Source organism: Stenotrophomonas sp. ZAC14D2_NAIMI4_7, from assembly GCF_003086675.1.
In the GTDB taxonomy this organism is placed as follows: Bacteria; Pseudomonadota; Gammaproteobacteria; order Xanthomonadales; family Xanthomonadaceae; genus Stenotrophomonas.
This window is the reverse complement of record NZ_CP025995.1, coordinates 1,785,726-1,812,154: the sequence shown is the minus strand read 5'-3', so window position 1 is coordinate 1,812,154 and position 26,429 is coordinate 1,785,726. Positions and strand designations below refer to the sequence as shown.

Below are 26,429 nucleotides of genomic sequence, written 5' to 3'. Positions count from 1 at the left end.
GTCGGATTCCGTTGCTCCGCAACGGGCTCTGACCCCAGATGGATTTCGATGTCTGACAGATGTGTCGACCAAGGTCGACACCTACCAACAACCTGTCCGAGCAGCGCTCTGCTCTGGTAGGTGTCGACCTTGGTCGACACAGGGGTCGGATTCCGTTGCTCCGCAACGGGCTCTGACCCCAGATGGATTTCGATGTCTGACAGATGTGTCGACCAAGGTCGACACCTACCAACAACCTGTCCGAGCAGCGCTCTGCTCTGGTAGGTGTCGACCTTGGTCGACACAGGCGTCGGATTCCGTTGCTCCGCAACGGGCTCTGACCCCAGGTGGATTTCGATGTCTGATGGATGTGTCGACCAAGGTCGACACCTACCAACAACCTGTCGGAGCAGCGCTCTGCTCTGGTAGGTGTCGACCTTGGTCGACACAGGGGTCGGATTCCGTTGCTCCGCAACGGGCTCTGACCCCAGATGGATTTCGATGTCTGACAGATGTGTCGACCAAGGTCGACACCTACCAACAGCCGCGCGGAACAACAGGCGCCGTTACCAACAGCCGCGTGAACCTGTCAGAGGCCGGGCGGCGTGGGTGGGCAGGACCGCAGGCGCCATGGGCCCGAGGCATGCCTCGGGCGGGTTGGGCAGGACGCCCAACCCCGGTCTTGCCGTGTGCGCAGGATTGCGCACACGAGCAAGGCGCCTACGAGCCCCCATGGGTGAGGGCGCTTTGCTTGCGAAGCACTGCTTCGCAAGCGCCCGAACGCACAGCCGCCAGCGGCTGGGCCGGACTGGGGGTTTACGGCGTGTCCTGCCCACCCACACCGCCCCGCCATCCCACGGAATGCAGGCTTTTGATGTTGCTTCAGTCGAGCAAGCTCGACTCTACGCAGCACACAAAAAACCCCGCTTACGCGGGGTTCTCTGTGTGCTGCGTGCCGCAAGGATTACGGGCGACGCTCCAGGGCTTCGATGTCCTTGGCCTTGGGCAGCAGGTCCTGCTTGCTTACGCGCAGGAAACCGATCGTCAGCATCGGCACGGCCACCAGGATCGAGGACAGCACCACGATCACCGCACCGATCATGTGCGTCTCGGCCAGGCCTTCCATCGAGCTGCCGCCGTACAGGTACAGCGCCAGCGCCGACAGGAAGAACATCACCGCGGTGATCACCGTACGCGACAGCGTCTGGTTGATCGAACGGTTCAGCACTTCCATCGGCTCCACGCGCAGGCTGCGGAAGTTCTCTCGCACGCGGTCGAACACCACGATGATGTCGTTGATCGCAAAACCCATCACCGACAGCAGGCCGGCCAGCACCGTCAGGTCGAATTCACGACCCAGCAGCGACACATAGGCCACGGTGACCAGCAGGTCGAACAGCGCCACGATGCTGGCGGTCACGGCGAACTTCCACTCGAAGCGCACGGCGATGTAGATCAGGAAGCCGGCCAGCATGAAGATGGTGGCGTACAGGCCATTCATCGCCAGGTCCTTGCCGATCTGCGGACCGACAAATTCATTGCGCAGCACGGTGGCCTGGTTGTCGGCCGAAGAGACCGCCTTGACCACGGCGGCCGCGGTGGCCTTGTCTTCAGCCGACGCGCCACCGGTGCCCGGGGCGTGCTCGCCGTGCGGCGCCAGGCGGATCAGAAGGTCGGTGTTGCCACCCACGCTCTGCACCTGTGCGCCGTCGAAGCCGTTCTGCTCCAGCTTGGTACGGACGTCCTCGACGTCCACCGCTTTGTCGAAGCGGGCTTCGATCAGGGTGCCGCCGGTGAAGTCCAGTGCGTAGTTGAAGCCCTTCACGCCGATGATGGCGATCGAGGCAATGAACACGGCGATCGTGACCACCATGGCGACATGGCGCCACCGCATGAAGTCGATCTTGGTGTCGTTCGGGAGGATGTGCAGCGGAAACAGTTTCATTGTGCGTGTCGTCCCGTCAGATGGCCACGTTCTGGAGCTTCTTGCGACCGCCGTAGATCAGCGTCGCCAGCGCGCGCGACACGGTGATCGCGGTGAACATGGAGGCGAAAATACCGATGATCATGGTCAGCGCGAAGCCCTTCAGCGGGCCGGTGCCGAAGGCGAACAGGGCCACGCCCACGATCAGGCCGGTCAGGTTGGCATCCAGGATGGTGCCCGAGGCGCGGTCGTACCCGGTCACGATGGCGGTCTTGCCCGGCACGCCGGCACGCAGTTCCTCGCGGATGCGCTCGTTGATCAGCACGTTGGCGTCCACCGACAGGCCCACCGACAGCGCCAGACCGGCGAAGCCCGGCAGGGTCATGGTGGCACCGAACAGCGACATCACCGCCACCACGATCAGCAGGTTGAACAGCATCGCGATGGAGGTGATCAGACCGAACACGCGGTAGTAGATGCTGAAGAACACCAGGGTGAACAGGAAGGCGTAGACCACCGCGGTGATACCGTTCTTCACGTTCTCGGCGCCCAGGCTGGGGCCGACCACGCGCTCTTCCACGAAGTCCATCGGCGCAGCCAGCGAGCCCGACTTCAGCAGCTTGGCCAGGTCTTCGGCTTCCTTCTTCTGCAGACCGGTGGTCTGGAAGTTCTTGCCGAACACGCCGTTGATGTTGGCCACCGAGATCACTTCCTCGTTGACCTTGAAGCCACGCACTTCCTGGCCATCGACCACGGTCACCGTCGGCACGCGCTCGGTGTAGACCACGGCCATCGGCTTGTTCACGTTGGCGCTGGTGAAGTCGAACATGCGCTGGCCGCCGACATTGTTCAGCGTCACGCTGACCGCCGGCGAACCGCTGGTCGAATCGGTCACCGCCTGCGCGGCCACCATCTGGTCGCCGGTCACGATGACGCGCTTGTTCAGCAGGATCGGGCCGCGGCCATCACGCTGCTGGTAGACCTTGGCTTCCGGCGGAATGCGGCCCGACGCGATGGCGTCCTGCGCGTTGCCTTCCACCACCGCACGGTATTCCAGGGTGGCGGTGGCACCGATCATGCGCTTGGCTTCGGCGGTGTCCTGCACGCCGGGCAGCTGCACGACCACGCGGTCGGCACCCTGGCGCTGGATGATCGGCTCGGCCACGCCCAGCTGGTTTACGCGGTTGCGCAGGGTGTTGATGTTCTGCTCGATCGCGCCGTTGGCGATCTGCGCGATCTCCGCGTCCGGCACGGTCACGGTGATGCGGTTGCCAGAAACGTCATAGCCCAGGGTCGGTTGCGCGGTGCCCAGCGCCACGCGGGCACGGCTGGCCGCATCGGCGCCAGCCGACGGACTCAGGTTGGCCACGATGGTGTTGTCAGCGCGGCGTTCCACCGACTGGTAGGCGATGCGCGCATCACGCAGGGTGCTGCGCACGTCTTCGGTGTAGGCATCCAGGCGCTTTTCCAGCGCGGCCTTCTGGTCGACCTGCAGCACGAAGTGCACGCCACCCTGCAGGTCCAGGCCCAGCACCATCGGGCGACCGCCCAGGTTGGCCAGCCAGTCCGGCACGGTGGAGGCCAGGTTCAGGGCCACGGTGTAGTTCTCGCCCACGCTGTCGCGCAGCACATCGCTGGCGGCCGACTGCGTCTTCAGGTCCGGCAGGCGGACGATCAGGCTTTCCCCTTCCTTCTCCGCGCCGATGGTGTTGATGCCGGCCTTCTTCAGGTCGGCCAGCACACGGTCGCGCAGCGCATCGTCAACCTGCCCGCCACGGTTGGCGGTGATCTGGATGGCCGGGTCCTTCTGGTAGATGTTGGGCAGCGCGTACAGGGTGCTGAGCGCCAGTACGATCAGGATGACGACGTACTTCCAGCGTGGAAATTCGAGCATTGCTTGGGTCCCGCGCGGCGCCATCCCCGGCGCCGCGGTTGTGCATCGGAAAGGGAGTGGCTTACTTGGCCGAGTTCAGGGTACCGGCCGGCAGCACGTTGCCGACAGCGCCCTTCTGCACGCGGATGCGCACGTTGTCAGCCACTTCGATGGTGATGAAGTTGTCGCCGATGTCGGTGACCACGCCGGCGATGCCGCCGTTGGTCAGCACTTCGTCGCCACGCTTGATCTTTTCCAGCATGGCCTTGTGCTCCTTCTGCCGCTTCATCTGCGGGCGGATCATCAGGAAGTACATGATGGCGATCAGGATGATCGGGAACAGCAGCGTGGTCAGGCCCATGCCCTGCGGTTGGCCGCCGGCGGCCTGGGCGTGGGCGGCGGGAATCAGGAAGGCAAGCAGGTTCATCGTTGGTCCTTTGGTTGGGCGGCGCTCCCGCTCGTTCACGGGCGGGGGTGTCGACCGCGGATCTGGGTCAGCCTTGAAGTATGCCACGGCCCCGGACGTTCGTCCTTGGGCCGTTCGGCAGGGGTACCACGGGGTTACAGCGGGGGCGCAACCGCCCCACGGGCCGCATAGAAGGACTCGCGGAAGGCCTGGAAGGTTCCCGCCTCGATGGCCGCGCGGATGTCGGCCATCAGTTTTTCGTAGTAGAACAGGTTGTGCAGGGTGCCCAGCATGGGCGCCAGCATCTCGTTGCAGCGGTCCAGGTGGCGCAGGTACGAGCGGGTGTAGCCGCCGCTGCAGGCCACGCAGCCGCAGCCCGGTTCGATCGGGTCCATGTCGCGGGCGTACTGCGAATTACGGATGCGTACGGTGCCGAACGAGGTGAAATAGTGGCCGTTGCGGGCGTTGCGGGTCGGCATCACGCAGTCGAACATGTCCACGCCGCGGGCCACGCCTTCCACCAGGTCTTCCGGCCGGCCCACACCCATCAGGTAGCGCGGGCGGTCGCTGGGCAGCTCCGGGTCCAGGTGGTCCAGCATGGCGTTGCGCTCGTCTTCCGGCTCGCCCACGGCCAGGCCGCCGATGGCGTAACCGTCGAAGCCGATGGCCTGCAGGGCATCGGCCGAGCGGCTGCGCAGGTCGGTATGCACCCCACCCTGCACGATGCCGAACAGGGCCGCGTCATTGCCCAGCTCGTCATGCGCGTTGCGACTGCGCTGGGCCCAGCGCAGGCTCAGTTCCATTGAACGGCGCGCCACCTCTTCGGTGGCCGGGTACGGGGTGCACTCGTCGAAGATCATCACCACGTCCGAATCGAGCACCTTCTGGATCTTCATGCTCTCTTCCGGGCCCAGGAACACGCGGGCACCGTCGGTGGGCGAGGCGAAGGTCACGCCCTGTTCGGTGATCTTGCGGCGGTGGGCCAGCGAGAACACCTGGAAGCCACCCGAATCGGTCAGGATCGGGCCGTCCCAGCGGCAGAAGCCGTGCAGGCCGCCGTGGTCGGCGATGATGTCCAGGCCCGGGCGCAGGTACAGATGGAAGGTGTTGCCCAGGATGATTTCCGCGCCCAGCGCACGCACCTGGTCCGGCAGGATGCCCTTGACCGAGCCATAGGTTCCCACCGGCATGAAGGCCGGCGTTTCCACCGTGCCACGCGGGAAGGTCAGGCGGCCACGGCGGGCACGGCCGTCACGGGTCTGGAGCTGGAACTGCAGTCGGGACATGGAGCGGTCATTCAGGCAAATAGTTGCCTATTGTCCCCTATCAGGGCGTGCGCACCAAGGTGCGCACCTACCTTGGCTGATTCGGGGCGTGCGCACCAAGGTGCGCACCTACCAGGCGTCAGCCTGCCTGCGGGAACAGCAGCATCGCGTCGCCGTAGCTGAAGAAGCGGTAGCGCTGCTCGATGGCGTGATGGTAGGCCTCGAACACGCGCTCCTTGCCGGCAAACGCGGAAATCATCATCAACAGCGTGCTTTCGGGCAGGTGGAAGTTGGTGACCATCGCATCGACGCTACGGATGCGGTAACCCGGGGTGATGAAGATCTGGGTCTCGCCGGCGAACGGCAGCAGTTCGCCGTCACGCATCGCGCTTTCCAGCGCGCGCACCACGGTGGTGCCCACGCCGATCACCCGGCCGCCGGCCTCGCGCGTGCGCCGCACCTGCTGCACCAGTTCAGCGCCCACGTTCAGCCACTCGCGGTGCATCACGTGGTCCTTCAGGTCATCCACCCGCACCGGCTGGAAGGTGCCGGCGCCCACGTGCAGGGTCACGTGGCCGAACGCCACGCCCTTGTCCTTCAGCGCCGCCAGCAGGGCTTCATCGAAATGCAGGCCAGCGGTTGGTGCGGCCACGGCGCCCACTTCGCGGGCGAACACGGTCTGGTAGCGCTCGCGGTCATCCTGCCCCGGTTCACGCTGGATGTACGGCGGCAGCGGCAGCCGGCCGGCGTGCAGCAGCCACTGCTCCAGCGACTCGGGCACATGGAAGTGCAGCAGGTAGAACTCGCCATCACGGCCCAGCACTTCGGCCTCACCGCCGGCGTCCAGGGCAATGCGGCTGCCGGCCTTGGGCGACTTGCTGGCGCCGACCTGGGCCCGGACCTGCTGCCCGCCCAGCAGACGCTCGATCAGGATTTCCACCCGCCCGCCGCTGGCCTTCTGCCCGAACAGGCGCGCCGGTATGACCCGGGTATCGTTGAACACCAGCAGATCACCCGGCTGCAGCAGCGACGGCAGGTCGCGCACCTGCACATCGGTGAAGGCGGCGGGCGCCGGCGGCACCACCATCAGGCGGCTGGCCGAACGCTGGGCCAACGGCGCCTGGGCAATCAGTTCGGCCGGCAGGTCGTAATGGAAATCGGACTTCTTCAAGGCGGTGGCGGCATCAGGTCGACAATGGCGCGCATTGTACGTCCAGCATCGGCCAGGCAGCGCGCATCGTGGCGAACGTCGGGCATTATGCTGCTATGCAGCAGGTTTCTGCGGGGTTATCGCGCAAAAAAACAAGTGCTAGCATCGGGAAGGAAGTCCGCTGCACGAGCCTGCCCCAAAGCGCGCGTGATGACGCGCGTTCTGCATTTTCAGGCCCGTGTGAACCATCGTTTCAGGAGATCTGCAATGAGCTTCATCGAACGTCTTGCCCCCCTGCGCACCCAGCCCGGCACCCGCCTGACCACCGGCCTGGACGATGCCACCCTGACCGCCCTGTCCGACCGCCACCCGCAGCTGGTCGCCGCGGTGGACGCCGCCGCAGCGGAATTCGCGCGCGTGCAGGGCGAACTGGGGCCGCTGCTGGCGCAGGACGAGCAGGCCCAGATCGAGGCCATGCAGGACGGCTTCGTGAACTTCTATGCAGACGATGCGGTGACCCCGTACGTGGCGCTGGCCGCGCGCGGCCCGTGGGTGGTCACCCTGAAGGGCGCAGTGCTGTACGACGCAGGCGGCTACGGCATGCTCGGCTTCGGCCACACCCCCGATGCCGTGCTGGACGCGATGGCTCGCCCGCAGGTGATGGCCAACATCATGACCCCCAGCCTGTCGCAGCAGCGCTTCATTACCGCCCTGCGCGCCGAAGTCGGCCACCGCCGCGGCGGCTGCCCCTATGCCCGTTTCATGTGCCTGAACTCCGGCTCGGAAGCGGTCGGCCTGGCCGCGCGCATCGCCGATGTGAACGCCAAGCTGCAGACCGACCCGGGTGCGCGCCACGCCGGTGCCGCCATCAAGCGGGTGGTCGTCAAGGGCAGCTTCCACGGGCGCACCGACCGCCCGGCGCTGTATTCCGATTCCAGCCGCAAGACCTACCTGCAGCACCTGGCCAGCTACCGTGGCGAGGATTCGGTGATCACCGTGGCGCCCTATGACGAGGCCGGCCTGCGTCAGGTCTTCGACGATGCCGCGCGCAACCAGTGGTTCATCGAAGCAGTGTTCCTGGAACCGGTGATGGGTGAAGGCGACCCGGGCCGTTCGGTGCCGCCGGCCTTCTATGCGCTGGCCCGCGAACTGACCCATGCCCACGGCAGCCTGCTGCTGCTCGATTCGATCCAGGCCGGTCTGCGCGCCCATGGCGTGCTGTCGGTGGTCGATTACCCCGGCTTCGAAGGCCTGGACCCGCCGGACATGGAAACCTATTCCAAGGCGCTGAACGCGGCCCAGTACCCGCTGTCGGTGCTGGCGGTGACCGAACATGCCGCCCAGCTGTACCGCAAGGGCATCTATGGCAACACCATGACCAGCAACCCGCGGGCCCTGGACGTTGCCTGCGCCACCCTTGCCCAGCTGACCCCGCAGGTGCGCGCCAACATCGCCGAACGCGGCGCCGAAGCGGTGCGCAAGCTGGAGCAGCTGAAGAACGAGCTGGGCGGGCTGATCACCAAGGTGCAAGGCACCGGCCTGCTGTTCTCGTGCGAGCTGGCCCCGCAGTTCAAGTGCTATGGCGCCCAGTCCACCGAGGAGTGGCTGCGCCAGCACGGCATCAACGTGATCCACGGCGGCGAGAACTCCCTGCGCTTCACCCCGCACTTCGGTATGGACAGCGACGAGCTGGATCTGCTGGTGGGCATGGTCGGCCGCGCCCTGCGTGAAGGCCCGCGCCGCCAGCAGGCCGCCGCCGCGTAACCCAGGGCCGCCTTTTGCAGAGTCGAGCCATGCTCGACTGGGCCTTTGCCGGGATCCGAACGAAGCGCAGTCGGGCAGAACCCTGTCCAAGGCGTCATACTCCCCGCTCACCCCGCCCGCAGCCGCTGATCCGGTTGCCGGCGGGGCGTTTTCGTTTCCGCATCAAGAGACAGGCACACCATGAAGTCGATCTGCGTCTACTGTGGCTCCAACGCCGGCAGCAAGCCGGCCTATACCGAACGCGCCATCGCGCTGGGCGACCGCATCGCCCGTGACGGCATGCGCCTGGTGTATGGCGGCGGCAACGTCGGCCTGATGGGCACCGTGGCCAATGCGGTGCTGGCCGCCGGTGGCGAAGTGACCGGGGTGATCCCGCGCCAGCTGGCCGACTGGGAAGTGGCCCACCGTGGCCTGACCGAACTGGAAATCGTCGGTTCCATGCACGAGCGCAAGTCGCGCATGTTCGATCTGTCCGACGGCTTCGTCGCCCTGCCCGGCGGCTTCGGCACCATGGAAGAAATCTTCGAAATGCTGACCTGGCGCCAGCTGGGCATCGGCAACAAGCCCTGCGCCTTCCTGGACGTGGACGGCTTCTACGCACCGCTGATCGGCATGATCGATCGCATGGTGGAAGAGCGCTTCCTGCACCCGGAACAGCGCCAGGACCTGTGGTACGGCTCGGACATCGAGGAAATGCTGGTCTGGATGAAGAACTACCAGCCGGCCCAGGCCTCGAAGTGGATCGACGAAAAGCGCCGCGCCGCGCTGCGCTGATGCACCCGCGCGCGGCGGCTCAGGCCACCGCGCGCGTCCATGGCGCAGGGCGCCCCAGCAGGTAGCCCTGGCCGTAGTCGCAGCCCAGCTCCAGCAGGCTCTGCCGCTGCGGTTCGGTTTCGATGCCTTCGCCGATGGTTTCAATGCCCAGCGTGCGCGCCAGCGACAGCACGCCTTCGACCAGCGCGCGCGTGCTCTGCGCTTCCGGCCCGTGCAGGCCGGCAATGAAGCTCTGGTCGATCTTCAACGTGCTGATCGGGAACCGGTGCAGATAGGACAGCGCCGAGAAGCCGGTACCGAAATCGTCCAGCTGCACCTGGATGCCGCGCTCGCGCAGGCCCTTCAGCGTGCGCAGCGTATGCGGGCCATCGTCCAGCAGCGCCACTTCGGTGATCTCCAGGCGCAGCCGCCGCGGATCGGCATCGCAGGCTTCCAGCAGGCCGAACAGGCGCGCACTGAAATCGGCCGAGCGGAAATGCCGCGGTGACACGTTCACCGACACATAGCCGCGGCCGCCATCGGCCAGGCCGGCAATCACCTGTTCGTAGATCAGCCAGTCGACCTGCTCGATCAGGCCGCTTTCTTCGCCCAGCTCCAGGAACGCGCCGGGCAGCAGCAGGCCACGGCGCTCGTGCTGCCAGCGCAGCAGCGCCTCGTGGCCCACCACTTCGCCATCAGCCAGGCGCACGATGGGCTGGTAGAACGGCACGAAATCGCGGTTGTTGATCGCCCGCCGCAGGTCCGCTTCCAGGTCCAGGCTGCGCATGGCCTGCTCGCGCATGTCCTCGTCGAAGATCGCGCAGCGGTCGTGGCCCTGTGCCTTGGCGCGGTACATGGCCGCATCGGCGTCGCGCAGCAGCTCTTCGCCGGTGCGGTAGTGGCTGTTCCACAGGGCAATGCCCAGGCTGCCGGACGGGAACAGCTCGCGCCCGGCAATCCAGACCGATTCCTGCAGTGCCAGCAGCAGCCGCTGGCCGAACTCCAGGGCCTGCGACAGACCGCTGGGGCATTCCAGCAGCACAGCGAACTCGTCGCCACCCAGCCGCGCCACCACGTCATTGTCACCGGCCATGGAAACGATGCGCTTGGCCACTTCCACCAGCATGCGGTCGCCAGCGGCGTGGCCGATGCTGTCGTTGACCAGCTTGAAGCGGTCCAGGTCCAGGAACAGCACCGCGAACACCGGGCCACCCTCGCGCCGCGCACGCGCCAGCGCGTCCTGCAGGCGGTCCAGCAGGTGCAGGCGGTTGGGCAGGCCGGTCAGCGCATCGTGCATGGCCTGGTGGGTCAGCCGCTGCTCGGCGCGCAGGCGCTCGGCAATCTGGCCCAGCAGTTTGTCGTTCACCTCGGCCAGTTCGCGGGTGCGCTCTTCCACGCGTTTTTCCAGCTCGGCGTGGGCCAGCCGCAGGTTCTGCTGGTCGCGCTGGCGTGCCAGCCCGGTGCCGATGTTCTGCGCCACGAAAGTCAGCAGGCGCTGGTCGTGCACGCTGAAGGAGATCTGCGCGCTGTAGCTCTGCACCACGATGGCACCCACCACTTCGTCATCGCGCAGCAGCGGTACGCCCAGCCAGCACTGCGAACGCGCGCCATGCTCGCGCACCTCGCCGGCATCCAGCAGCGCATCGATCTGCGCGCGCGAGGCCAGCAGCGGGCAGCGGTGGCGTACCACGTACTCGGTCAGGCCGTGGCTGAAGGCGCGCGGTGCCCGGCTGGCGTTGTGCTCGTCCACCGAATAGACGAAATCCAGCCCATTGCCCCGGGCGTTGACCAGCGCGATGTAGAAGTTGCGCGCATCCAGCAGGCGCCCGACGACCCCGTGCACCTGGCCATAGAACTGCGCCAGGCTGTCGGCGGACATGGCCAGTTCGGCAATGTTGTACAGCGCGGTCTGCAGTTGCTCGGCGCGGCGGCGCTCGGCCACTTCATCCTGCAGGCTGCGGTTGGCCCGCTGCAGTTCCAGGGTACGGCGCTCCACCTGTTGTTCCAGCCGCACCTGCGCCTGGCGCCGGTCCATCGCCGTCTGCACGTGCTGGGCCACGAAACCCAGCAGCGCACGCTCGGCCTCGCCATAGCGCGCGCCGGCTTCATAGCTCTGCACCACGATGGCGCCGCAGACCCGGCCGTCGCGCAGCATCGGCACGCCCAGCCAGTCCTCGCTTTCCGGGCCGCGCTGCGGGTCGTGTTCCAGCCCGCCCACCTGCGCCAACAGGACGCGCGAGGGCCCACTGAGCGGCCGGCCATGCTGCAGCAGCGCTACCGTCAGGCTGTGCGGCATGTCATCGGTGGCGTAGGCACGCGCCGGATCGGCAACGAAATCGTCCAGCTGGTCGGCGAAGTACAGGAATCGGATCTGCCGGCGCACATCGTCGTACTCGACGATGTAGCAGTTCTCGGCGTACATCAGCGATCCCAGCACGCCGTGCACGTGGCGCAGCATTTCGCCCATTTCCAGATCGGCACCGGCCAGGTCGGCAATCTGGAACAGCGCCTGCTGCAGGCGCTCGGCCTGTTCCAGCGCACGGATCTGCCCGGCCTGGCGGCCCCGCTGCAGGGCCAGTTCCATTGACTGCCGCGCCATGTCCCACCATGCCGGCGCGGGATCGGCGCCATGCACCTGCAACCGCAACTGCGCGCCGTCGTGGTCCCACTGCTGGCAGCCGGCATCGACCGCGCGGGGCGACAACCACCACAGCACCGCCCCAGCCCCGTCGCCGACCGGCCAAGCGTCCTGGCCGCGGCCCAGCTGCGGGTCGTCCCAGCCCACGCGCACCCTGGCTTCCGCTGGCAGCAGCGCATGCAGCGCGCGCACCAGCGCCGTGCTCAGCACGGCCTCGTGTGGTGATTGCGGCTGCACGCGTTCGGCTTGCATGGACAAAATCACGTTCTCTTGGCGCTGCAACGCAGCGCCTCCCCTGAGTCACCGAGCATAGCGCGCCACCGGGGGGGAAATGGAAGCCCAGCAACCCCGATTCGCACGGCGGGCCGTTATTGCGTGCACCTTGGAACGCAACGCGCCCTTTGAACGCTGTCCTGCCCCAGCCTGCCACCGGCTATGCGCCACCGCCCGCAGGGCTTACCCTGTGCAGCGTGGATGCCACCGCCCTGCCAACCGACGAAGCCTTGATGCTGGCCTGGGCCGGTGGCGACCTGCACGCGTTTGAAAGCCTGTATGCGCGGCATCGCAAGCGCCTGTTCGGCTTCCTGCTGCGGCAGCTGCGCGACAACGCGCTGGCCGAGGAAATCTTCCAGGACGTCTGGCAGCGGGTGATCAGCGCACGCGCCGGTTGGCAGCCTGATGCCGCATTCAGCACGTGGCTGTTCCGCATCGCCCACAACCGGCTGAACGATCACTGGCGCGCGGCGCGCCATCGGCCCGCCGCACCGGCCGATGCTGACCTGCGCCTGGCGGCACTGGAAGACGAGCACACGCCGGAAGCTGAATTGTCTGAATTCGAGCAGCGCCGGCGTATCCAGCGCGCGATGGAAGACCTGCCGCCCGAACAGCGCGAAGTGCTGCAACTGCGGCTGGAACAGGAACTGAGCCTGGAGGAGATCGGCCAGATCACCGGCGTTGGCCGGGAGACTGTGAAATCGCGGCTGCGCTATGCGATGGACAAGCTGCGTGCGGGACTGAACGCATGAACCGAGACGATCCACTGACCCCGGAAGAACGCGCACTGGCCGGCCTGCTGGGGCGCCGCAGCGAACAGGCGCCGCCGGCATCGCTGGACGCGACCATCCTGGCCGCTGCTCGCGCCGCGGTGCAGGATACGGCGCTCCCTGCACAGGATGCCGCCGCGACGCCGCAGCCGGTTGATCGAGCCCGGCGTACGCGCAAGGGTGGGCGCTGGCCCGCGGTGTTCGGCATTGCCGCCTCGACCGTGCTGGCCGTGGGCATCGCCTGGCAGATACGGCCGGCACCCCCTGCGCCGCCACCGATGGAAGCCACTGTGCCGGCACAGGCGGAACATGCAGCCGCCGACGCCGCAGCGCCCGCGGCCGAACCTGCGATGGTCGGCGGCGCCGCCGAACCCGCGACCCTGCCGCCCCGAACACCGGCCGAAGCCGCACCTGCACCACGGATGGCACAGCGCGCGCCCGCGCCGGCTACACCCGAACCGCAACCGGCGGCCGCACCCGTTGCCAGGAAGGTCGTTGCTCCACCGGCGCCTCCAGCGCCTCCAGCGCCGCCAGCACCGCCCGCCCCGGTAGCGTACGCCTCGCCCGCGCCCGCGCCTGCAGCGGAAGCCGCCGCAGCGGACAGCGCCGACATGGCTGCAGAAGCGGCACCGGCAGCCGCCGCACGCCAACAGCAGCGCGAAGCACCGGCCGCCTTCAGGGCCAGCCCGGCGCCGGCCAGTGCGCCCGCCGCCCGCGCGCCCGGGGTGATGCTGCGCCGCTCAAGCGATGCCGGGCTGAGCGCACAGGACGTGCACGCCGAAGTACTGGCCGATGCGAAACTGCCGCGCCGGCAGTGGCTGCAGAAGATCCGCGAGCGCCGCGATGCCGGCCAGCGCGACCTGGCCCGCATCAGCCTGGAGCGCTACCTGCAGCAATACCCCGAATCGCGCCTGCCCAAGGATCTGCGCCCGCTGCTGGACGACTGAGGCAAGCCGGTGGCAACGCCGTAGAATGCGTGCAATGCCCGATACCCTCGCCCAGCCCGTCAGCCATACGCTGGAGATCAAGCACAGTCGCTTCACCGCCCATGCCGCGCCCATCGACGGTGCCGCTGCGGCGTTGGCCTTCGTGCAGCAGGTCGCCGTGGCCGACGCCACCCACAACTGCTGGGCCTACCGGCACGGCCAGGATTACCGGTCCAGCGATGATGGCGAGCCCGCCGGCACGGCTGGTCGGCCGATCCTGGCCGCCATTGATGGCCAGGGCTTTGATCGGGTGGTGGTAGTGGTTACGCGTTGGTACGGGGGCATCAAGCTGGGCGCCGGCGGCCTGGTGCGCGCCTATGGGGGTACTGCCGCGGAATGCCTGCGCACCGCGCCACGCCAGCCCCTGGTGGAACTGGCACGGCTGCAACTGGCCGCCGCTTTCGAGGATCTGGGCGCCCTGCACGCTGCCCTGCCCGCGCACGGCGCCGAAAAACGCGATGAACAGTTCGACAGCCACGGTGTGCGGCTGCGGGTGGAATTGCCCGCAGAACAGGTGGAAGCATTGAAAACGCGCCTGCGCGACGCCACCCGTGATCGTATCCGCATCTACAACGACGACCTGCATGACTGACAAGGACGACGCCACCGCCTCGACCCCGCCGCTGCGCCGCCTGGGCAGCCTGCGCACGCTGTGGCCCTTCGTGCGTCGCCACCGCGGCCTGTTCAGTGCCTGGCTGGTGGCGCTGGCCATCTCCTCGGCGGCCACGCTCAGCCTGCCGCCAGCGGTCAAGCAGATGATCGACCATGGTTTCAGCAGCGGCGGCCAGATCAACCGCGCCTTCGCCCTGTTGATGCTGGTGGCCGTGGTAATGGCCCTGGCCACCGCCGCCCGCTTCTACTTCGTATCGCTGCTGGGCGAAAAGGTGGTGGCCGATCTGCGCAGCAAGCTGTACGCACACCTGATCCAGCTGGGCGCCGGTTTCCACGACCGCAGCCGCAGCGGCGAACTGGTCTCGCGGCTGACCGCCGACAGCGAGCTGCTGCGCAGCGTGGTCGGCTCCACCATGTCCGTCGCCCTGCGCAGCAGCGTGACCGTGGTCGGCAGCCTGGGCATGCTGTTCGTCACCAGCCCACGGCTGGCCGCATGGTCACTGCTGGGCATTCCGCTGGCGGTGCTGCCGATCATCATCGGCGCACGCAAGCTGCGCACGGTGGCGCGCAACAGCCAGGACCGCATTGCCGACGCCAACAGCCTGGCCAGCGAAACCCTGGGCGCGGTGCGCACGGTACAGGCGCATGCACGCGAGCCGTACGAGCGCGGTCGCTTCGACCACGCGCTGGGTGATGCCATCCGTGCCGCGCGCCGGCGTATCGGCGCGCAGTCGCTGGTCACCGCCAGTGCCATCCTGCTGATCTTCGGTGCCATCGTCGGCGTGCTGTGGCTCGGCGCCCACGATGTCATCGCCGGCCGCCTCAGCGCCGGCACCCTGGGCCAGTTCGTGCTGTACGCCTTGATCGGTGGCGGTTCGGTGGGCGCGCTGGCCGAAGTGTGGAACGAACTGCAGCGCGCCGCCGGTGGCATGGGCCGCATCGGCGAGCTGCTGCAGGAAGACATCGAAATCCGCGCGCCCGCGCAGCCGCGTGCGCTGCCGCAGCCGCTGCGCGGCGAGATCCAGTTCGACGATGTGGTGTTCCACTACCCGCAGCGCCCCGACCAGGCCGCACTGGACCACTTCAGCCTGCACGTGCGCCCCGGCGAAACCGTGGCCCTGGTCGGCCCCTCCGGCGCCGGCAAGAGTACGGTGCTGTCGATGCTGCTGCGCTTCCACGATCCCGAACAGGGCCGCGTCTGCGTGGACGGCATCGACGTGCGCGAAACCGACCCGGCCGCGCTGCGCGCGCAACTGGCACTGGTGCCGCAGCAGCCCACGTTGTTCGCCGCCAGCGCGCGCGACAACATCCGTTACGGCCGCCTGCAGGCCAGCGATACCGAGGTGGAAGACGCCGCCCGCGCCGCCGAAGCGGATACCTTCCTGCGCGCCCTGCCGCAGGGTTACGACAGCGAACTGGGCGAGCGCGGTGCCCGCCTTTCCGGCGGCCAGCAGCAGCGCGTGGCCATTGCTCGTGCGTTGTTGAAGGACGCGCCGATCCTGCTGCTGGACGAGGCCACCAGCGCGCTGGACGCGCAGAGCGAACATGGCGTGCAGCAGGCACTGGAACGCCTGATGGCCGGGCGGACCACGGTGGTGATCGCGCACCGCCTGGCCACCGTGCTGAAGGCCGATCGCATCGTGGTGATGGACCATGGCCGCATCGTGGCCGAGGGCACGCATGCGCAGCTGCTGGCCGAAGGCGGGCTGTACGCTGAACTGGCGCGCCTGCAGTTCATCGATTGATGACGCCCCGCTAACGCGGGGCAGCCCACGCTGGCGTCGCAGCGAACCGGCTGCAGACAGGAGCTGGGCGATGTCCTTCCGTCAGTTTCCCGCCGTGGACAGCCACGGCGAAACCCATGTCATCATCGAATTCAAGCCGGATGCCGATGGCAGCGGGCATGCATCCGAGTCTACCCCGCGCTACGAACTGGACGATGGCCGGCATCTGGTGCGCAACGGTCGCGAGTTCACCACCACCGGTGGCGAACTGCACCTGACGATCTGATCGGGCCGCCCGGCATCGCCCACCCCGATCGCCGGAAGGGTAGACATCACCGGTAGGCGTCGACATCACCGGTAGGTGTCGACCTTGGTCGACACAGGGCATCCGTCGAGCATGGCTCGACGCTACAAAAAGGTGTGGCCATTTTTTCGCCAATCGTCTTGACAGCATTGCCTGCCAAGGCCTGCGCGCGGTTATCCACACCTTTACGCAGAAACCATCCACATCCCCTGTGGATGAATACGACTAGGCCAACACCCGGCCGATGCCAGCGGCATCCACATCCGCCGCCGCCAGGGCGATCGCGGCAGCATCACTGCCGGCTACGAAACCGATGCGGAAATGCACTTCGCCAGCCGGCGTGCGCGAGGAATGGATCGACGCCAGGCTGATGCCATGCTGCTCGAAGACGTTCAGCAGTTCGCGCAGTGAACCGGGGCGATCTTCCGGCAGGTGTACCGACAGCGCGTTGCGCTCTGTCAGGTCTGCCAGCAGGTACCCCACCCGCTCGAAGGTGTAGTTGCCCGCCGCCAGCGCGGGCTCGCCGAACGCTGCGTGGTTGGCCGCCAGCGACTGCTCGCGGAAGGCACCGCGCGCCGCATCATCGCCCTGGCCCACCTGCACCTGCAGGCGCTGCAGGTGTCCGACCAGCTTTTCCAGCATCGGCGCCACATACGGATTGCCGAACTGGATGTCCTCGTAGATGGACGGGTTCAACGACAGGATGCGCGAAATGATTGCCGTATCCAGCTCGAAGGACGCCGAGCGGTACGGCATCATCGCGGCCAGATCACCCAACTGCGGCTGATACTCGCGCAGCACGCCGGCCTGGGCCAGGTGGGTGGCATGCACCATCGCCTGCACCAGCGCCATCATCTGGTCGTGGTGCTGCGGCGTGGCGCGCACGCACTCGGCCTGCAGCGTGCTGCACAGCGCATCCACCCACGGCTGCCACTGCTGCAGCCGCGCCTCGCAGACCACCATCACCCGGCCTTTCAGCGTGGGCGCCTTCGGCGGCGCAGTCATCGGATGCAGCCCGACCACCTCGGCCTGCGAGGCCAGCATCGCCTGTACCGGCCCTTCCTTCACCGAGGTCACGTCCAGCCACAGCCGCCCGGCCTCACGCCCGCCCGACTGTTCCACGTAGCGGGCAATCAGCGCCGGCGTATGCCGGATCGGTGCAGAGAAGACCAGCACATCGGCCTGCGCCAGCAGCTGCTCCGGCGAATGTGAGGTGGGGTCGGCCGGGTCATGGCCGATCACCTGCAGCTGCATATGCTGCTGGAAGAAACGGGTGAGCCAGCGCCCGTAGGCGCCGGCGCTGCCAACGATGCCGACCGTGCGCGGCGTGCGTGCCTGCAAGGCCGTCATGCCAGACGTTCGGCCTGGAAGCGGGCGCCGTCGGCCAGCGCGGCCGGGGCCGCGGCAATCACATCGAACTCCTCGAAGCCCTGCGCCAGCGTCGCCTCCAGCGCCGCATGGGTGCCGGCCACGGCACGCGAGATCGCCTGCTGCATCGATTCCCCACGCAGCAGGAACGACACGACCAGGGCCATCAGCACATCACCGGTGCCGGCCACATCCACCGGCAGCAGCGGCGAGGTCCAGCGCCAGGTTTCCTCGCGGCCCACCGCCAGGGTGACCAGTTCGCCCGGGTTGCCGCCAACGCTGTGCGCGATCACCCAATGCGGGCCGCGATCAAGCAGCGTGCGTGCGGCGGCAATGGCATCGGCCTCGGCCAGCGCAGGCATGCCGGTCAGGCGATTGAGCTCGAAGGCATTTGGCGTGACCAGCCACGCGTGTGGCAGCAGGCGCTCGGCGAAGATCGTCTCCAGCCCGGGTTCCACATAGGGGCCGGTGTGGGTGTCACCGATCACGGGGTCCAGGCAGTAACGCAGCTGTGGGCAGGCCGGCAGGATCTCGTCCAGCCAGTCGGCGAAGGCGGCGCCGTTGGCGGCGCTGCCGAAGTAGCCGGAGACCAGCATCCTCGCCCGCTGCGGCAGGCCGCGCTCGCGGGTGCCGAGCAGCAGGTCGGCGAACCAGTCGGCGGGCAGCACGCGGCCGCGGGTGGTGTCGTAGAACGGCGCGTTGCTGAGCAGGACGGTCGGCACTTCGGCCACGCGCAGGCCCAGCGCACGCATCGGCGGCACCGCGGCGCTGTTGCCGGCGTGGCCGTAGACCAGTTGCGACTGGACCGAAATGACATCGATCGGCGAGGGCCCGTCGGGCCGCTGGCGACGACCGTGGAGCAAGTGGTTTTCGAGGGATTCGCTCATCACCGCATTCTACGCCCAAGGGAGTTTTCGGCAGAGCTTGCAGCCCTGCACCCCTGTAGAGTCGAGCCATGCTCGACTGAAGCATCGGCAACAGCCAAAGCAACAGCAACAGCAGCATTGCGGGGGATGGCGGGGCGGTGTGGGTGGGCAGGACACGCCGTGAATCCATCCATGGAGGCTCGTAGGCGCCTTCCATGGCGCCTGCGGTCCTGCCCACCCACACCGCCCCACCTCTCACACATTCCGCGTGCTGTTGGTGGGTGCCGACCGTTGGTCGGCACATCTGTCGGATAACGAAGGAATTCATCCACGCATGGCGTGGATCTACTAAGACGCGCGGCTGTTGGTAGGTGTCGACCTTGGTAGAAACATCTGTCAGATATTGAACGAATGCATTCGTGTCGACCAAGGTCGACACCTACCAGAGCAGTACGCTGTTCCGACAGATCGCGGCAATCTGTCGAAGGCGGGGTGGGTCCGGTTGAGGGGGCGTGAGCCGCATGGATGCGGCGACCGAGCTTACATGGGTGAGGGCGCTTTGCTTGCGAAGCACTGCTTCGCAAGCGCCCGAACGCCCAGCCGCCAGCGGCTGGGCCGGGCCCCGGAGGGGGACTTGCAGCGTCCCCCTCAACCGGACCCACCCCGCCTACCCTCAGGAAACCCGCTTTTGCCGTTGCCGTTGCTCCAAGCAGGTGCAGGGCTGCAAGCCCTGCAAACCACCCTCCCCCTCAGTGTGCAGCCGGCCGCGACGGTGGCAACCAGGCGGCGACGATGCCCAGCAGCGGCAGGAACGCCGTCAACTGGTAGACGAACTCAATGCTGGTCTTGTCCGCCAGCAGACCCAGCACCGCCGCGCCCAGCCCGCCCATGCCGAAGGCAAAACCGAAGAACAGCCCCGACACCATGCCGATCCGGTGCGGCATCATTTCCTGCGCATAGACCACGATGGCCGAGAACGCCGACGACAACACGAAACCAATCAGCACCGCCAGCACCGTGGTCCACAACAGATCGGCGTGCGGCAACGCCAGCGCGAACGGCGCCACGCCCAGGATCGAGGCCCAGATGATCGGCTTGCGGCCAATGCGGTCACCCAGCGGCCCGCCCAGGAATCCACCGGCCGCCGATGCCACCAGGAACGCGAACAGATGCAGCTGCGCCTGCGCCACCGGAATGCCGAAATGGTGGATCAGATAGAAGGTGAAGTAGCTGCCGATGCTGGCCATGTAGAAGTACTTGCTGAAGATCAGTATCAGCAGGATCGCCATCACCCGGGCCACGGTGCGGGTCGGATGACGCGGGGCGGCGGTGGCCTGCCCGACCGGGCGCGGGGCGCCCAGGTGCAGCGCATACCAGCGGCTGACATAGGTCAGCAGGGCGATGCCGATCAGCGCAGCGCCGGCAAACCACGAGGCGGCGTGCTGGCCGTACGGCACGATCACCGCGGCGGCGATCAGCGGGCCCAAGGCAGTACCGAAGTTGCCGCCGACCTGGAACACCGACTGGGCCAGACCGTGGCGGCCGCCGGACGCCAGCCGCGCGATGCGCGAGGCTTCCGGGTGGAAGATGGCCGAACCGATGCCGACCATCGCCGCGGCCAGCAGCACCATCGCGTAGTTCGGCGCGAAGCCGAGCAGCAGCATGCCGCACAGGGTCGAGGCCATGCCGATCGGCAGCGAGTACGGCGCCGGCTTGCGGTCAGTGACCAGGCCGACCAGCGGCTGGAAGATCGAGGCGGTCAGCTGGTAGGTCAGCGTGATCAGGCCGATCTGGGTGAAGCTGAGGTTGAAGCCTCCCTTGATCACCGGATAGATGGCCAGGATCAGCGACTGCATCATGTCGTTGACCATGTGGGAGGTGGAGATCGCCGCCAGCACGCCGCGGGTCGAGCTGCGGACGGTGGGGGCGGGTGTAGCCAGGCTGGACATGGTGCGCAGTCAGGTTGGGGGCGAGCCACGCATGCTACGGTGCCCTCCCCCTCCCTTCCGCCGCGTTCTGGTCATGCCATATCGCAAAAAGGACATTCCCTGCTCGATCCGGGAATCCGCGCCCTGGAATGAGGTGCCCGGCCACCGGCCGGTGACCTGCCGGGTCAAGGATTACCCGGCAGGCACCCGGGTATCGCCGCACCGCCATCGCCGCCACCAGCTGGTCTATGCCATGTCCGGGCTGATGGTGGTGCGTTCGGAAGTCGGCCGCTGGGTGGTGCCGTCCACCCGCGCCATCTGGATGCCGGCCGGCATGGCCCACGCGGTGGACTGCATCGCCGATGTGCACATGCGCAGCCTGTACATCGACCCGGCATTCGCCCCGCAGCTGGCCACCGAGGCCTTCGCGGTGCAGGTAGCGCCGCTGCTGCGCGAGCTGCTGCATGCAGCGACCCTCATCGAGGGCGAGCACGAGGACGACAGCCGCGATGGCCGCGTGGTGCGCCTGCTGCTGGATGAACTGCACCGCATGGACGTGCTGCCCCTGCACCTGCCGACGCCGGCCGATCCGCGCCTGCAGCGCATCTGCCAGCACATCCAGAAGCACCCCGGCGACGAAGCCACCCTGCAGGACTGGGCCGAAGCCCTGTCGGTGGACGTGAAAACCATCCAGCGCCACTTCGCCAGCGAACTGGGCATGACCTTCGGCCAGTGGCGGCAACAGGCCCGGCTGCTGGCCGCGATGGAACGCCTGGCCGTGGGCGAAAAGGTGATCGATGTGGCACTGGCGATGGGCTATGACAGTCCCAGCGCGTTCACCAGCATGTTCAAGCGGCAGCTGGGGCAGACACCGGCGGCGTTTTTCCGCTGATCGCCGGCGGGCCCGCAGGCAGCTCCACGCGCTAACGATCCACGGATACGGCCGGCACATGCTGATGGCGAATCAACAGGAATTCCCATCGGTCGTTGAACATCAGGGGGTAATTCAGCGGTGGCAGATCATCGGGCACACGCGCCTGGGTGGGAGCTGCTTCGACGCGGCAGCCATCGGGGCGCTGGAAACCGACCAGCTCGGTGACCATCAGACGGGGACTGTCGTTTTCCGCAGTCGGGTGGTGGCGATAGTTTGGATTGGCCTTGATGCTTCGCCGCAACACCACCCGCCCAACGCTTGGCGCGTACCAGCTGATGCTGCGTTCCATTCCGTCCACCGCACCACTACCTTCCAGGCGCATGTATTTCATGTCATCCGAGCGGGGATTTGATTTGTGCCACCGCGCATCTCTCTCGATCCGGTAGGCATTTACGTCACCCAGCGCAGTCCGGACCGTCTCGACGGCCACGACTCGGCTGCTGCTCTCCTCCACATAGTCATAGCGATAGCTCCCAAACGAAGCGCGGATTTCGCCCGGCTCCTCGAACCTGTCCTGCCACTGCGCGCCGACGGATAACGGGAAGCGCAGCAGGATCTTTTCCCCTTTGCGCAGCGGATTCACGTCTGCATAGGTCTCTCGCCATTCGTGCCGAACGGCCTCTCCATCAACCGAAAGCGCCAGCTGCTGCGGTTCCACCGTCTGCAGCTGCAACGTCAGTTCTGGACGCGATGCGCCGATGGAGTAGGTCCAGCGTGTACCAGGCAACGGCGTAGGGGCTCCCTGCGGATCGACGATCGGCTCATCGAAGCTGCAAGCCGGTGCTGCCGAGGCATGGGGTACGGTCAACACCGCCACCTGCATCGCAATGCCGATGGCACCCCGGCAGCGCAGTTTTTTCAGGATGGATGGATTCATGCTTCGATTTTAGTCGGCAGGAATCGCACAGACAAAACGCCGGGCGTGCCGTAGGCATTCTTCGCAACCGGGCATAAGAGCCAAGCGTGTCGCAGTTCCGCTGCGCAACGGCGTGCTTCGATGACCTCCCACTGGCGAGGAAGCACGATGCATGAAGGCGAGCAGTGTCACCATGCGGGCGGCTTCGGCAGCATTGCTGATCCTGGCAATGAGCAGTCCCGCCACACACGCCAGCGGGTCTCACTTCCGGTTCCGTTCGGACGAGCAGTCAGACGGATTCCGGCGACGGGGCCACGCTGCAGGACTGGGCCAAAACCCTGGCGGTGGACGTCAAAACCATCCAGCGCCACTTCGCCAGCGAACTGGGCATGACCTTCGGCCAGTGGCGGCAGCAGGCGCGCCTGTTGGCCGCCATGGAACGTCTGGCTACCGGCGAGAAGGTCATCGATGTAGCGCTGGCGATGGGCTATGACAGCCCCAGTGCGTTCACCAGCATGTTCAAGCGGCAGCTGGGGCAGACGCCGGCGGCGTTTTTCCGTTGATTCCTCGAACCACATCCACGCATGGCGTGGATCTACCAGAGAACAGCCCCCCTGGTAGCGCCGGGCCATGCCCGGCGGAATGCGTGCGATGTCCACAAACAGAAACGCCGGGCATGGCCCGGCGCTACCGTTCAACGCTTGCGGTGAAACTTCAGGACGTCATCCGGTCCCAGAAACCCTTGACGCCGTCCATGAAGGTGGCCGACTTCGGCGAATGCTTGCGTGCATCTTCGCCGTTGAAGGTCGCCTCGAACTGCTCCAGCAGCTTGCGCTGGTCGGCGGTCAGGTTCACCGGGGTTTCCACCACCACGCGGCAGTACAGGTCGCCTTCGCTGCGGCTGCGCACCGAACGCACGCCCTTGCCGCGCAGGCGGAACAGCTTGCCGGTCTGGGTCTCGGCCGGAATGCGGATCTCCGCTTCGCCACCCAGGGTGGCCACGCGCACGGTATCGCCCAGCGCGGCCTGCGAGATGCGGATCGGCACTTCGCAGTGCAGGTCGTCGCCGTCGCGCTGGAAGATCGCATGCTCGCGCACGCGCACTTCCACGTACAGATCGCCCGGCGGCGTACCGGCCGGACCGGCTTCGCCCTCGCCGGACAGGCGGATACGGTCGCCGGTGTCGACGCCGGCCGGCACCTTCACCGACAGCACCTTGTCTTCTTCCACCCGGCCGTTGCCGTGGCAGGTCTTGCACGGCTTGGCGATGATCTGGCCGCGGCCGTTGCAGTTGTGGCAGGCCTGCTGCATGGCGAAGATGCCGCGCTGGATCCGCACTTGGCCACGGCCATGGCAGACGTTGCAGGTCTCGACCTTGCCGTCTTCCGAGCCACTGCCATCGCAGTCGCCGCACTCGGCCAGGGTCGGAATCTCGATGCGGCGCTCGACGCCACGCACCGCTTCTTCCAGGTCCAGCTCCATCACGTAGCCGATGTCGGCACCGCGACGGGCCTGGCGCGGGCCCGCGCCGCCGCCACCGAAAATATTGCCGAAGATATCGCCGAAGATATCGTTCATGTCCGGGCCGCCCGGACCACCGCCACCGCCCATGCCGTGCTCGAACGCGGCGTGGCCGTGGGCATCGTACATGCGGCGCTTGTTGCCGTCGGACAGCGTTTCGTAGGCTTCCTTGCACTCCTTGAAGGAGGCTTCGGCCGCCGCATCACCCGGGTTGCGGTCCGGATGGAATTTCATCGCGCAGCGACGGTAGGCCTTCTTCAGCTCTTCGTCGGTGGCGGTGCGGGCAACGCCCAGCACTTCGTAGTAATCGCGCTTGCTCATAGGGTGAATCAGCTTCCGGAAAGTCGGGATTCGTCAAAGCGGAAGAGCGGAACCAGGTCCGCTCTTGCGTCGGGCGCCCCGACACGCCGGGTGGCGGTCAGGACCCTGATGCGACAACGGGACGCTGCCAGGCAGCGCCCCGTGTCGGTCCGGATCAGGACTTCTTGTCGTCCTTGACTTCGGTGAACTCGGCGTCCACCACGTCATCCTGCGCCTTGCCTGCGTTGCCGGCGTCGGCACCCGGGGCACCGCCCTGGTCGGCCGAAGCGGCGGCGAACAGCGCCTGGCCGGCTTCTTCCAGCACCTTCGACTTGGCTTCGATCTGTGCCTTGTCGTCGCCCTTCATCGCGGTTTCCAGATCGGCCAGGGCCGCTTCCACCTTGCCGATGACATCGCCGCCCACCTTGCTCCCGTGCTCGGTGATGGCGCTGCGGGTGCCGTGGATCAGGGCATCGGCCTGGTTACGGGCCTGCACCAGTTCCTGGAACTTCTTGTCTTCTTCGCGGTTGGCTTCGGCATCGGCCACCATGCGCGCGATTTCTTCCTCGGACAGACCCGAACCGGCCTTGATCTCGACCTTCTGTTCCTTGTTGGTCTTCTTGTCCTTGGCCGACACGTGCAGGATGCCGTTGGCGTCGATGTCGAAGGACACCTCCACCTGCGGCAGGCCGCGCGGGGCCGGCTCGATGCCGGACAGGTCGAACTTGGCCAGCGACTTGTTGAAGCGGGCCTGTTCGCGCTCACCCTGCAGCACGTGCACGGTCACGGCCGACTGGTTGTCTTCGGCGGTGGAGAACACCTGCGAAGCCTTGGTCGGAATGGTGGTGTTCTTTTCGATGATCTTGGTGAACACGCCGCCCATGGTTTCGATGCCCAGCGACAGCGGGGTCACGTCCAGCAGCAGCACGTCCTTCACGTCGCCGCCCAGCACGCCGCCCTGGATCGCAGCACCCAGTGCCACGGCTTCGTCCGGGTTGACGTCCTTGCGCGGTTCCTTGCCGAAGAACTCGGTCACCGCCTGCTGCACCTTCGGCATGCGGGTCTGGCCACCGACCAGGATCACTTCGCTGATGTCGCTCGAACGCAGGCCGGCGTCGTTCAGGGCCACGCGGCACGGCTCGATCGACTTCTTGATCAGGTCTTCCACCAGCGCTTCCAGCTTGGCGCGGGTCAGCTTGATGTTCAGATGCTTCGGACCCGAGGCGTCAGCGGTGACGTACGGCAGGTTCACTTCGGTCTGCTGGGCGCTGGACAGCTCGATCTTGGCGCGCTCTGCAGCGTCCTTCAGGCGCTGCAGGGCCAGCGGATCCTTGCGCAGGTCGATGCCCTGGTCCTTGTTGAACTCTTCAACCAGGTACTCGATGACGCGGTTGTCGAAGTCTTCGCCGCCCAGGAAGGTGTCGCCGTTGGTGGCCAGCACTTCGAACTGCTTTTCACCATCGACGTTGGCGATTTCGATCACCGAGACGTCGAAGGTGCCGCCGCCCAGGTCGTACACCACGATCTTGCGATCCTTGTTGTCACCCTTGTCCAGGCCATAGGCCAGCGCGGCCGCGGTCGGCTCGTTGATGATGCGCTTGACGTCCAGGCCGGCGATGCGGCCGGCGTCCTTGGTCGCCTGGCGCTGGCTGTCGTTGAAGTAAGCCGGCACGGTGATGACCGCTTCGGTGACCTTCTCACCGAGGAAGTCCTCGGCGGTCTTCTTCATCTTTTCCAGCACCTTGGCCGAGATTTCCTGCGGGGCCATCTTCTTGCCGTCGCTGGTGGCCACCCAGGCATCACCATTGTCATGGGCCAGGATGCTGTACGGGACGTGCGCGATGTCCTTCTGCACTTCGGCGTCGGTGAACTTGCGGCCGATCAGGCGCTTCACCGCGTAGAAGGTGTTCTTGGGGTTGGTCACGGCCTGGCGCTTGGCCGAGGCACCGACCAGCACTTCGCCGTCCTTGGTGTAGGCGACGATCGACGGGGTGGTGCGATCGCCTTCCGAATTCTCGATGACGCGGGCCTTGCCGCCGTCCATGATCGCCACGCACGAGTTGGTGGTGCCGAGGTCGATACCAATGATCTTGCCCATGGGGGAGACTCCTGAAGAATGCTTGTTGGGTTCAGTCCGGCCGTTGTGCCGGTGGATGAATGGGATGTGGGGGAGGCTCGTGGAACATTCAAGCCATCCCCCGAACGCTGTGTTCAGCGCCTGGAAAACATAGCGGT

20 protein-coding genes and 1 pseudogene are annotated in these 26,429 nt (G+C 66.8%); 9 read left to right on the top strand and 12 right to left on the bottom strand.

All coding sequences use genetic code 11. From position 1 onward, the window contains the following. Positions 1-943: 943 nt before the first annotated feature. The 5 genes from secF to queA all read right to left on the bottom strand — a co-directional run bounded on the left by secF (position 944) and on the right by queA (position 6,618). The gene (secF, locus tag C1922_RS08495) at positions 944-1,924 is read right to left on the bottom strand and encodes a protein translocase subunit SecF (RefSeq protein ID WP_108749354.1); all 981 of its coding nucleotides are present in this window, start codon (positions 1,922-1,924) and stop codon (positions 944-946) included. Positions 1,925-1,940: 16 nt separating this feature from the next. Beyond that, complete coding sequence (gene secD / locus C1922_RS08490; RefSeq protein ID WP_108749353.1) at positions 1,941-3,797, bottom strand: protein translocase subunit SecD; 1,857 nt, start codon at positions 3,795-3,797, stop codon at positions 1,941-1,943. A 61-nt stretch (positions 3,798-3,858) separates the two neighbouring features. Further along, a complete protein-coding gene (gene yajC / locus C1922_RS08485) occupies positions 3,859-4,203 on the bottom strand; it encodes a preprotein translocase subunit YajC (protein WP_108749352.1) in 345 nt (114 codons plus the stop codon). Between the two features lie 134 nt (positions 4,204-4,337). Next, entirely contained in the window at positions 4,338-5,468 is a 1,131-nt protein-coding gene (tgt, locus tag C1922_RS08480) for a tRNA guanosine(34) transglycosylase Tgt (protein WP_108749351.1), read from the bottom strand. A 118-nt stretch (positions 5,469-5,586) separates the two neighbouring features. Continuing rightward, positions 5,587-6,618, bottom strand: a complete 1,032-nt coding sequence (gene queA, locus C1922_RS08475) for a tRNA preQ1(34) S-adenosylmethionine ribosyltransferase-isomerase QueA (protein ID WP_108749350.1) — start codon at positions 6,616-6,618, stop codon at positions 5,587-5,589. A gap of 246 nt (positions 6,619-6,864) precedes the next feature. On the opposite strand from queA, the gene C1922_RS08470 reads away from it, so the two are divergent. Together C1922_RS08470 and C1922_RS08465 are read left to right on the top strand one after the other, a co-directional pair. Continuing rightward, positions 6,865-8,361, top strand: a complete 1,497-nt coding sequence (locus tag C1922_RS08470; RefSeq protein WP_108749349.1) for an aminotransferase class III-fold pyridoxal phosphate-dependent enzyme — start codon at positions 6,865-6,867, stop codon at positions 8,359-8,361. Positions 8,362-8,541: 180 nt separating this feature from the next. After that, positions 8,542-9,135 (top strand): TIGR00730 family Rossman fold protein, encoded by a 594-nt coding sequence (locus C1922_RS08465; RefSeq protein WP_108749348.1) that lies wholly within the window; start codon positions 8,542-8,544, stop codon positions 9,133-9,135. 19 nt (positions 9,136-9,154) lie between these two features. Here the strand turns inward: C1922_RS08465 and C1922_RS08460 are convergent, their stop codons facing one another. Further along, positions 9,155-12,004: an EAL domain-containing protein gene (locus tag C1922_RS08460; protein WP_108749347.1), complete on the bottom strand. Its 2,850-nt coding sequence runs from the start codon at positions 12,002-12,004 to the stop codon at positions 9,155-9,157. A 254-nt stretch (positions 12,005-12,258) separates the two neighbouring features. Here C1922_RS08460 and C1922_RS08455 point away from each other — a divergent pair, with 254 nt between their 5' ends. The 5 genes from C1922_RS08455 to C1922_RS08435 all read left to right on the top strand — a co-directional run bounded on the left by C1922_RS08455 (position 12,259) and on the right by C1922_RS08435 (position 16,403). Further along, the gene (locus C1922_RS08455; protein ID WP_234413507.1) at positions 12,259-12,777 is read left to right on the top strand and encodes an RNA polymerase sigma factor; all 519 of its coding nucleotides are present in this window, start codon (positions 12,259-12,261) and stop codon (positions 12,775-12,777) included. Further along, entirely contained in the window at positions 12,774-13,742 is a 969-nt protein-coding gene (locus C1922_RS08450; RefSeq protein ID WP_108749345.1) for a hypothetical protein, read from the top strand. The genes C1922_RS08455 and C1922_RS08450 overlap by 4 nt, the downstream gene beginning before the upstream one ends. 34 nt (positions 13,743-13,776) lie before the next feature. Then, on the top strand, positions 13,777-14,373 hold the full coding sequence (locus C1922_RS08445) for a YigZ family protein (protein WP_108749344.1): 597 nt from the start codon (positions 13,777-13,779) through the stop codon (positions 14,371-14,373). After that, entirely contained in the window at positions 14,366-16,138 is a 1,773-nt protein-coding gene (locus tag C1922_RS08440; protein WP_108749343.1) for an ABC transporter transmembrane domain-containing protein, read from the top strand. Before C1922_RS08445 ends, C1922_RS08440 begins: the two co-directional genes overlap by 8 nt. 70 nt (positions 16,139-16,208) lie before the next feature. Beyond that, positions 16,209-16,403, top strand: a complete 195-nt coding sequence (locus tag C1922_RS08435; protein ID WP_108749342.1) for a hypothetical protein — start codon at positions 16,209-16,211, stop codon at positions 16,401-16,403. A 243-nt stretch (positions 16,404-16,646) separates the two neighbouring features. Here C1922_RS08435 and C1922_RS08430 read toward each other — a convergent pair whose 3' ends face one another. The 3 genes from C1922_RS08430 to C1922_RS08420 form a co-directional block, all read right to left on the bottom strand. Then, entirely contained in the window at positions 16,647-17,771 is a 1,125-nt protein-coding gene (locus C1922_RS08430; RefSeq protein WP_108749341.1) for a prephenate dehydrogenase, read from the bottom strand. Next, a complete protein-coding gene (pdxY, locus tag C1922_RS08425; RefSeq protein WP_108749340.1) occupies positions 17,768-18,676 on the bottom strand; it encodes a pyridoxal kinase in 909 nt (302 codons plus the stop codon). The genes C1922_RS08430 and pdxY overlap by 4 nt, the downstream gene beginning before the upstream one ends. Before the next feature lie 728 nt (positions 18,677-19,404). Further along, positions 19,405-20,604 carry an MFS transporter gene (locus tag C1922_RS08420; protein ID WP_108749339.1) on the bottom strand — a complete coding sequence of 400 codons (1,200 nt, stop codon included), beginning with the start codon at positions 20,602-20,604 and terminating at the stop codon, positions 19,405-19,407. Between the two features lie 73 nt (positions 20,605-20,677). Between C1922_RS08420 and C1922_RS08415 the strand changes: the two genes are divergently transcribed. Further along, positions 20,678-21,475, top strand: coding sequence for a helix-turn-helix transcriptional regulator (locus C1922_RS08415; RefSeq protein WP_108749338.1), 798 nt, complete (start codon positions 20,678-20,680; stop codon positions 21,473-21,475). Positions 21,476-21,506: 31 nt separating this feature from the next. On the opposite strand, the gene C1922_RS08410 is transcribed toward C1922_RS08415, so the two are convergent. After that, the gene (locus C1922_RS08410) at positions 21,507-22,394 is read right to left on the bottom strand and encodes a hypothetical protein (RefSeq protein WP_108749337.1); all 888 of its coding nucleotides are present in this window, start codon (positions 22,392-22,394) and stop codon (positions 21,507-21,509) included. Positions 22,395-22,675: 281 nt separating this feature from the next. Here C1922_RS08410 and C1922_RS08405 point away from each other — a divergent pair. After that, positions 22,676-22,936 (top strand): annotated as a pseudogene (locus C1922_RS08405) (helix-turn-helix domain-containing protein); the annotation flags it as partial. 151 nt (positions 22,937-23,087) lie between these two features. On the opposite strand, the gene dnaJ reads toward C1922_RS08405, so the two are convergent. Further along, positions 23,088-24,215, bottom strand: coding sequence for a molecular chaperone DnaJ (gene dnaJ / locus C1922_RS08400; RefSeq protein WP_108749336.1), 1,128 nt, complete (start codon positions 24,213-24,215; stop codon positions 23,088-23,090). Positions 24,216-24,369: 154 nt separating this feature from the next. After that, positions 24,370-26,292, bottom strand: coding sequence for a molecular chaperone DnaK (gene dnaK, locus C1922_RS08395; RefSeq protein WP_108749335.1), 1,923 nt, complete (start codon positions 26,290-26,292; stop codon positions 24,370-24,372). Positions 26,293-26,429: the final 137 nt, after the last annotated feature.